At 69.5% G+C, this 8,849-nt stretch carries 8 protein-coding genes; all 8 read right to left on the bottom strand.

The genetic code is table 11. From position 1 onward, the window contains the following. Positions 1-138 precede the first annotated feature (138 nt). Complete coding sequence (locus tag AB1634_17545) at positions 139-1,887, bottom strand: hypothetical protein (GenBank protein ID MEW6221320.1); 1,749 nt, start codon at positions 1,885-1,887, stop codon at positions 139-141. Between the two features lie 14 nt (positions 1,888-1,901). Continuing rightward, the gene (locus AB1634_17540) at positions 1,902-3,218 is read right to left on the bottom strand and encodes a hypothetical protein (protein MEW6221319.1); all 1,317 of its coding nucleotides are present in this window, start codon (positions 3,216-3,218) and stop codon (positions 1,902-1,904) included. Then, positions 3,199-3,753, bottom strand: coding sequence for a polysaccharide biosynthesis/export family protein (locus AB1634_17535; GenBank protein ID MEW6221318.1), 555 nt, complete (start codon positions 3,751-3,753; stop codon positions 3,199-3,201). The genes AB1634_17540 and AB1634_17535 overlap by 20 nt, the downstream gene beginning before the upstream one ends. A gap of 154 nt (positions 3,754-3,907) precedes the next feature. Next, a complete protein-coding gene (locus AB1634_17530) occupies positions 3,908-5,449 on the bottom strand; it encodes a putative porin (protein MEW6221317.1) in 1,542 nt (513 codons plus the stop codon). A gap of 163 nt (positions 5,450-5,612) precedes the next feature. Further along, the gene (locus AB1634_17525; GenBank protein ID MEW6221316.1) at positions 5,613-6,296 is read right to left on the bottom strand and encodes a TonB family protein; all 684 of its coding nucleotides are present in this window, start codon (positions 6,294-6,296) and stop codon (positions 5,613-5,615) included. A gap of 13 nt (positions 6,297-6,309) precedes the next feature. Beyond that, on the bottom strand, positions 6,310-6,717 hold the full coding sequence (locus AB1634_17520; protein ID MEW6221315.1) for a biopolymer transporter ExbD: 408 nt from the start codon (positions 6,715-6,717) through the stop codon (positions 6,310-6,312). Further along, complete coding sequence (locus AB1634_17515) at positions 6,714-8,513, bottom strand: DUF2341 domain-containing protein (GenBank protein MEW6221314.1); 1,800 nt, start codon at positions 8,511-8,513, stop codon at positions 6,714-6,716. Before AB1634_17515 ends, AB1634_17520 begins: the two co-directional genes overlap by 4 nt. After that, the coding region (locus tag AB1634_17510; protein ID MEW6221313.1) for a hypothetical protein at positions 8,510-8,849 on the bottom strand (340 nt) is incomplete at its 5' end. The genes AB1634_17510 and AB1634_17515, both read right to left, overlap by 4 nt.

Below are 8,849 nucleotides of genomic sequence, written 5' to 3'. Positions count from 1 at the left end.
TGGTGGTGGCGAGGGCTGCCAGCAGCCCGGACAGGATGATGCGGCGCATGGCTCTCCTTATGGGGACTTCAGATCCGTTCATCCGGTCCCTTCTGGCGGTTGGACATTCCTTGTTCGATATTCGACATTCGCCCCGCCTCAGCCCAGGAGGAAGCGGGATTGCAGGAACCGCCAGGCCCGGGCCTGGAAGATGGACAGATCCATGACCAGGAAGTGGAAAAGCCCTACCGCCAGCACGACGCTGGCCGCGGTGAGCCCCAGGGCCAGGTGGCGGCGGCGCCGGCCGCTGGCCTCCTCGGCCGGGGTGCGCATCCAGGTGATGCCGGCCAGGACCGGCAGTCCGGACAGCTGCTCCAGGCTGGCGGCGTCATGCACGCTCTGGTCGGCATACTCCCGCAGGGCGGCAAGGCTCACCCCCAGGCACAGGCCCAGGGTCAGGCCCAGGAGGATGATCCCCCAGCGGTTGGGCTTGGCGGGCTTCTCCGGCAGAAAGGCCGGCTCCACCACGGTGAAGCGCTCGCCCAGGCGGTCCTCCTCCATGCCCTGGGAGACCTTGGCGGCCAGGAGCTTCTGCATGATCTGGCCGTAGTGCGCCTTGGCGTTGGCGTAGTCGGTCTCCAGCTCGTTGGCCTCCTTGGCCACCCCGGGCATCCGCCGCAGCTTGGTGACGACCGCTGCGGCCTGGGCCTCCAGCCGGGACTTCTCCTGCACAAGGGCTGCGACCGCCACCTCCGTGCGCTCCAGCTCCGCCAGGATGGCGACATAGGCCGGGTTGCTCGGCTGGCCCGCCGGCAGGGCGGCGGCCGGCGCAGGGCTTGCGGCCGGCAGCCGGTGCAGTTCCTCCCGGAGCTGCGCCTCCTCCCGGTCCAGGGCCTGGATCTCCGGGTGTTGGCTGGCATAGCGGCCGGACAGCTCGGCCCGCCGGGTGGCCAGGTCCTTGAGGCGGCCTTCCAGGGCCAGGCGGCTGGCCGCCGGATCCTGGCCGCGGCGGAGGAGATCCCGCTCCCGGGTCATGGCCTGCACCTGGGGGTGCTCCGCCGAGTACCGGGCCAGAAGCTGGGCCCGCTCCACCTCGATCTGCTGCAGCCGCTCGTCCACGGACAGGATCCGCTCGCTGACCTGGGGGTCCAGCTGGGCCAGGCGGGTGCGCAGGCTGGCGCCCTGCTCCTCCAGGGAGCGGATCTGCATGGCCAGGGAGCTGACGTCGGCGTTGAGCTTCTCCACCCGGCCCATGTTGAGGCTCATGAGCTCCGGCAGCTCCTCCAGATGGGCCTGGCGGAAGGCGGCGGTCCTGTCCTCCAGAGCCGTGATCTCCGATCTCGCCTCCTCCAGCTGCTGCTCCAGGAACTGGGTGGTGCCCCGGGCATGCTCCTCCCGCTGCACCAGGTTCTGCTCCAGGTAGTAGGAGGCGATCTCGTTGGCCACCGCCTGGGCCTTGGCCGGCACCTCGTCCTGGAACAGGATCTGGAAGGCGATGGTGAGCTGCACCGGCTGGTTCTGGCGCTCGGAGTGGATCTCGGCATCGATCTGTTTCATGATCAGGCGCTCCCGCACCTTGTCCACCAGCACCTCGGTGGGCAGGTCGTTTCGCTGGCCGGGAAACAGGTCGTGCTTCTTGATGAGATCCAGGATCCGGCCCCGGGACATCACCGCCTGGGTGATGTTCTGGATCCGCTGCTCGGCGTAGCTGGTCACGGTGGACGGCACCACGGTGGGCGGGATCTGCTGGTTCTCGATCAGAACCGTGGACGAGGACTCGTAGATGTTGGGCAGGACCACGGCAATCACCACCCCGGCCGCGGCCACCAGAGCCAGGGGGATGACCAGCCAGGCCAGGCGGCGGCCAACGATCTCCCGCAGCCGCCGCAGCTCGTGACGTTGTTCCATAGGAATCGGCTCCTTTATCGGTTGCGCCACAGCTCGGGCCACAGCACCTCGGCCTGCAGCCAGATCCGGGTCCGATCCATGTCGTCGTCGCCCGTGGGGTCGTCTTCCCGGTAGAAGGTGTGGGTCAGGCCAGCCCGCAGCACGGTGTCCTGGCTCCATCGCCAGCGGTAGAAGGGCTGCAGGCTGGCAAACGAGCTGTCCACCGCCCGGTCCGGCACCGCGTCGTTCCAGTCGTAGGCCAGCGCCAGGCCGGTCTCGGCCCGCTCCGACAGCCGGTAGCCGAGGCTCCCCCGACCGTAGAGCCGCTCGGTGGTGATGGCATCGACGGTGGCGAAATGCTTGCGGCCCACGGACAGGCTCAGGCTCAGGCGCTCGGAGAGGTATTTCTCCAGGCCCAGCTCGAAGAAGAGCCCGGTGTCGGTCTGATCGACGGCGTCATCCAGGAGCACCCGGGTCCGGGTGCCATCGGCCCAGGCCAGCCGGTCCTGGCGGGTGGCCGGCCGCTCGGTGCCGGTATGCTCCACCCCCAGGGAGGCGGTGAGCCGATCCCGCTCGGAGAGCCGGCGCCGCCAGAAGAGGCTGGCAGCGGTGGTGCGGATGGTGGCATCCTCCCGGTGGTCGGTCAGGGTGTAGATGCCGGGGCCGGCGCCGAAGCTCCCGAACCCCTCGGAGGTGCCGGTGGAGCCGTCGTAGCTGGTGTGGCGGTAGCGGCCAGACACCCCGACCTGATCCCGGGGATTCAGCCGCCTGGCCACCTCCAGGCCGAGCGTGCTGGCGGCCTGGTCGTTGAAATCGTCATCCGGGTAGGCGACCAGGGTCAGCCCGGCGTTGGCCGCGAAGCTGGTCTTCTCGCCCACCGCCCGCTCCAGACCCACCTCGACGCCTCCCACCTGCCGGTCCACCCGCCGGGTCAGGGTGCCACTCCCGGTGAGCTCCCCCTCCAGGGTGCTGTCCTGGCGGGCCGAGACCGCCAGCTCCATCTTCTGGGTCTCCCCCCACCGGGTGGTGACCGCGGCGGTGGCGCTGCCGGTGAGGTCGTCGAGGTCGTGGTGGCGGGCGTATTTCTCGCCTTCCACCTGCACCTGCAGCTGCACCCGGCTGGCCGGCGTCGCCCGGCGGGCCGTGACGCGGGGGGTGACCCTGGTCAGCCAGTCGGCTTGGCTGCTGGCGGCACCGTCCCGCTCGAACCGGATGTTGGAGTCGTGCTCCACGGACATGGTGACCGCCGGGCTCACCGACCAGTCGGCGGCCCAGGCCGGGGCAGTGGCCAGGCAGACGGCCAGCCCGGCGACCAGAACAGGGGTGCGGTTGTCAGGGCACAAGGACGACATCTCCACGCTCCAGGGTGATGTTCTGCTCCAGCTTCTTGCCCTCTTTGACCGCCACGTAGTCGAAGGGCAGGACCGCGGTGCCGTAGCCCTGGCGCCGCATGATCATGATCCGGTCCTCGGCGGCAAAGGTGACCGGGCCGCCGGCCAGGGCCAGGGCCTGGAGCACGGACAGCTCCCGCACCGAGCGGAACATGCCCGGCCGGGCCACCTTGCCCAGCACGAAGTACTCCATGCTGTCCAGGCGGCTGACCACCACCGTGGCCCGGGCGTCCGGGATGAGGTCCCGGATGCGCTTCTCCACCATGGCACGCACCTCCACGGTGTTGCGGCCCGCCACCTCCAGGTCGCCAATGAGGGGGTAGGAGATCTTGCCATCCGGCCGCACCACCGCCTCCCGGATCATGTCCTTCTCGCCCCAGATGGAGATCTCCACCACATCGCCGGTGGCCAGGAGGTAATCGTCGGCCCTGGCCAGGGGCGGGGCCACGGCCAGGCAGGCCAGGCCAACAAGAAACAGGATGACTCGTGCAGTCATAGGCGTTTCCTCAGGGGTGCTTGCCAACCAAAGGCTGGTTTTTCCCATAACTCCCATGCTGCCATGGGAATCCTGGGAAGCATGGGAATCATGGGACTCATGAGAATCATGGGACTCATGGGAATCATGGGAGCCGGGCCGCGACCTCGGGTTTTCAGAACTTGGCATTGAGGTCCACCTGCACCGTGTCCACGGAAAGCTCGTCGCTGGCGGCGTTGCGCCCCTCGATGAGGTCGCTGGTGATGAAGCGGCCGGCCACGGACAGGGACGAGGTGAGTCCCAGCTCCCCGGACAGCAGCCAGCCCCGGGCGTTGGTGCCCAGGGGGTGGAAGTCGGAATCCGTGAAGGCATCCAGGACCGCGTTGGCCTCCAGGTACCGGTACTGGAGGCCCACCCGCCAGTCCCCCAGGTTGACCAGGGAGGCATGGCCCACGCTCAGGCCCAGGAGATAGCCGGTGTCGGCCTTGTCCGGGGCATAGCCGGCCAGGTCCAGCACGTCCTGGGCGTCGTAGCCCAGGTTGCGGACCCAGTCGGCCGTAAGGATGACGTGCACGGGCGCGAAGACGCCGATGTCCAGGCTGCCGGAGACGTTGACCTCCCGGAATTCCGAGGCCAGGGCGAACCGGGGCGTGCCGCCGGTGAAGGCGTTGATGTTGAAGACGGTGTTGCCGCCCTGGCGAAAGCGGGGCGCGGTCCAGTCGTAGAGCCCGGGGCTCGCCAGCGGATTCATCTCGCCGGCGGTGTGCCGGTAGTCGTAGAGGCTGGTGGCCAGCTCGGCCAGGAGCACCGGCGACGGCTGCCAGCGCGCGCCCATCTGGCCGGCGGCCAGCCACTTGTCCCGCTGGGCGCGCTCCACCTCTTCCAGGGGGAAGAGGCCGGCGTTGGCGAACAGTCGCCAGGTGCCGGCCACGGGCAGCTCGCCCTGGAGCGCCAGCCCCTCCGGGTTGAGATCCCGGTCCCAGACCAGCTCGCTGGACACAAAGGGATTCGGCAGGCGGCCGCCCCACAGGGTGACCTCCGGGATGGGGCTCCATTTGAGGTAGGCCTGGTCCAGGACCAGCGAGTCCTTGTTGAAGGCGTCCCCCAGGGTCTCGTTGGTGGAGATGGGCTCGCGCTCGTTGCCGGTGGCGATCTTGACGCCAGCCTCCACTGTTTCGTGCACCCGGGCCGTGGCGCCGAGCCGCACCCGCACCCGGGCCCGGTGGCGGTCATCTGTGGTGTTGATGAAGGCGGTGGCGCTCTCCGGATCCGTGAAGGCCCGGTCGTTGCCTTCGTCGAAGAACGAGCCCTGGTAGCGCAGGCGCACGTCGCCGCCCCAGCGGATGCGCTTGCTCCAGCCCGGGGTGGAGGCGGCCCAGCCCTCCTGCCGCACCTCGCTTGCCACCTCGCTCTTGATCTCGGCCTTCAGCTCCTCCTTGACCTCGGCCTTGAGGTCCCGGGCCACGTTGTCGCTGATGATGCCGAGGGTGCGGTCCCCCTCCGGCAGGATGGTCACGGTGGGCCGATCGGCGGCCTGGCCGGTCAGCCGGTCCAGGAAGGCCTCCTCCTCGCCCGGGGTGAGCACGCCCTTGGCGCCCAGCAGGCGGACCAGGGCCGCCAGGTCGGCGTCCGCAGGGGGCGGCCCGGCGGCTGCGGCCGGGCCTGCCGCGAGACTGGCCGCCATGGCCAGGGGGATAAGGCGTTTCGCAAAGCTCATGAAGAGGCTCCTTCCGCTACCGTGAAAGACGGACGAACCGCAGAATGTCCAACAAGGAATGTCGAAGTCCGAAGGGACCGGAAGTTGACGATTCGGAAACGTTCTGCCGGTCCCTTCTGCGGTTGGACATTCCCTGTTCGCTATTCGCTCTTCGCTCTTCGTTTCAGCCATGGCTCGTCACCTTGAGCCGGATGGCACGGGGCATGCCCTCCGGGGGTGGATCCACCCGGACCGCCTTGAGACAGTCGGCCAGGGCCGCGTCCACCCGGTGGTTGCCGGAAGGCTTCAGGATGGCAAAGTCGGTGATCCGGCCGTCCTCAGCGAGTACGACCCGGATCTGGGCCTTGATCTCGCCCGGGGGAATGCCGCCTGCTGCTTCCAGGGCCTCCCGCAGCCGCTTGCCGATGGTGTCGGAGAGGCCGGCGGTGTACCAGGCGAACCGGCCCAGCAGGTTGCCGCCGCCGCCGACCAGGGCACGGCCGCCCTTCCTGGCCGCCAGGCCGAAGGCGTCGCCACCCGCTGCGCCGTCGGCGTCCAGGCCGAGGTCCTCGCCGGGCGGCGGCCCCTCATCCGGCGGCTGATCGTTCTCCGGCGCCTCCTCCTGCTCCTCGGGCACGACCTCCTCGGGCTTCGGCTCCTCCTTTCTGATCTCCGGCGGCTTTTCCTTGACCTCCGGTGGTGGTGGCGGCGGCTTCAACAGGGTGACTGTGGCCACCTGGCGCCGGGTATCGATGTCCTTGCACAGAAGCACCCGGGCCACCATGACCATGCCCGCCACCACCACCAGGATCACCACCCCGGCCAGCAGCCAGATCCCCAGGTTGCCGTTTTCCCCCTTGCCGCTCATGGCCGCTCCCTTCTCACTTCACCAGCTTCTGGGTCACCAGACCCAGCTGCTGGATCTCCAGGCGCTGCAGGAGGTCCAGCACCTCGATGACCAGGGAGTAGCGGATCGTCTCGTCGCCCTTCACCACCACCGGCAGCTCGGGGTCGGCGGCCCGGAAGGCCTGCAGCCGCACCTCCAGCTCGGCCATGGTCACCGGGTAGGTATCGAGATAGATCTGGCCGCCGGCCATGATGGTGATGGCCTTGGTCTTGGGCTTCATGAGGGACGGCGCTGCCGAGGCCTTGGGCAGATTGACCTTGATGCCTTGCACCGCGGCGGTGACCGCGATGACAAAGACCACCAGCAGGGTCCAGGCCAGGTCCAGGAGCGGTGTAACGTTGATCTCGTCGATGGGCTTGTGCTCGGTGAGTGCCCTTCTCATGGCGAGCTCTCCCCGTAGCGCTCGTCCACCATGGCCAGGAGACGGTCCGTGAAGATGCCCAGCTCGGTGGTCATGGCCTTCACCGAGCCGGCCAGGTAGTTGTAGGCGAACAGGGCCGGGATGGCGACGATGAGGCCGAAGACGGTGGTGGCCAGGGCCGAGGCGATGCCTGGGGCGATGGCGGCCAGGTTGGCTTCGCCGGCATTGGCCATGGCGGCAAAGGTGCTCATGACCCCCCACACCGTGCCCAGGAGGCCCAGGAATGGCCCGCCGGACACCGACATCACCAGAAAGGGCAACCGGGCGGAAAAGGCGTTGGTCTCTTCCACATAGGCCTGCTCCACCGCGGTGCGCACCACCTGCATGGCCCGGGGCGACAGGCGGGCCGCACCCTGCCGGTCAAGGCGGCCGGCCAGCTCCCGGCAGCCGGCCTCGTAGACCCGGAAAAGAGGGGCGTTGGCAAAGTCGCCGTCATGCCGGGCCGCCACGGCAAGGAAATCCGGCTGCTGGTCGAAGAGGGCCAGGAAGGCCTCGTTCTGACGGCCCATGATGCGGAAGGACAGGGTCTTGCTGAACAGCGTCACCCAGCCCACCGCGCCCATGAGGATGAGAAGCCCGATGATGACCCAGCCGTCCAGGGTGATGGCGTCCAGCACGGTCTTGAGGTAGACCAGCTCCTTCATGGGCTGATTGCCGACCTCCTGGGGGCCCACCACCGGTGCGCCGGCCTCCTGGCCCTGGTTGACCGCCTGCAGCCGCACCCACTCCGGCGGCCGGGGGACGCCAGCCAGGCTGATCTCGTCGAGATCGGCGGCCAGGGTCTCCGGAGCCGTCCGGTCTGGCAGGCTGCCGGCCACCCGGAGCTGCAAGCCCTCCGGCAGGCTGCCGGCCAAGGGCTGGCGGCCCACCTCGGTGCCGTCCAGGAACAGCACCAGGTCGCCGCCAGGTGCAGCGGTCAGGCACAGGTGCTGCCAGGTGCCGGGGGTGAGCGGCGTCCCGGCCGCCAGCTCCGGTGTCCGGGCCTTGTCCTGACCATCCAGGCGGACCTGCGGGGTGGTGCCGGCGATCCCCAGGACCAGGCGGGTCTTGACGCCTGCGATGGTGAACAGCGGCGCCTCCCCGGCTGGTGCCGCCAGCCGGATCCAGGTGGCGAAGGTGAAGCCGCTCTTGTCCAGACCCGGTAGGGGCGGCAGGCTCAGATGGTCGCCGCCGGCGCTCACCGTGACGCCTTTGCCGGCAATGCCCGCCACGCCCTGGATGGCCTGGAAGCCTTCCGCATGGCGCTTGTAGGCCGTGGCATCCCGGGGCGGTCCGCTCACCTCCGACAGGTGATAGACCAGGGCCTGGGCGACATCGAAGCTGCTGCCCGCCTCCTTGGCCGGCTCCGCGCCCTGGCTGCCGTAGTAGAGCCACAGACCGGCTGGCCGGCCCGCCTCCAGGCGTGGCAGCTTCACCCAGACCAGGGCCATCTGGGCCGCCGGATCATAGGTCTCGATCTGGATGGACAGGGGCGTCTGATCGTCGGCGGCCAACACCCGCAGGTCCGAGCCGTTCTCCTGCGCCAGGTCGAAGTCGAAGTTGCCGGGGTGCAGCCGCAGGAGCACCGGCACCTCGGTGAGCACCGTGCCGGCGGCCAGCTGATAGACCTCCGGCTGCACCTGCACCGGCCGGCGAAAGGCCCACTGGTCGTTCCACCAGGAGGCCTGCGCGGCACCGGGGGCCAGGGCCAGGAGCAGCGCCAGGAAGATGCCGGTGCCGGCCCCGCTCCTGAGCCGGCTTCCCTTGTCTCGTCTCATGGGGTCGCTTCCTCCGCGTCTTCGAAGCCGAGCACCTCCACCCGCACCCAGCGGGTGACGAGTCCCTCGGCAATGCGGCTGGCCGCCTCGGCCATAGCCTCCTGGCTGGTCCTGCCGGCCGCCTGCTTGCCGGCCAGGGTCTCCCCCGCCATCCTGGTGGCCTCGGTCAGGGCCGAGCCGCCGGTCAGGCTGCCCAGGCCGGCCATGGCCGGCGCGGCGGCCGGCGCCCCCACGGCGGTCACGGCCTGGATGTTCTGGGCATGCAGAACCTGCTGGGCGTTGACCAGGACCCTGCGGCCGGCGATGCCGGCCTCGCCGGCCGCGGTGGTGGCGGCC

It is taken from the genome of Thermodesulfobacteriota bacterium (assembly GCA_040755095.1).
Lineage (GTDB): Bacteria > Desulfobacterota > Desulfobulbia > Desulfobulbales > JBFMBH01 > JBFMBH01.
Note: the sequence above shows the minus strand (reverse complement) of the source record. Positions and strands in the feature narration are given on the sequence as shown.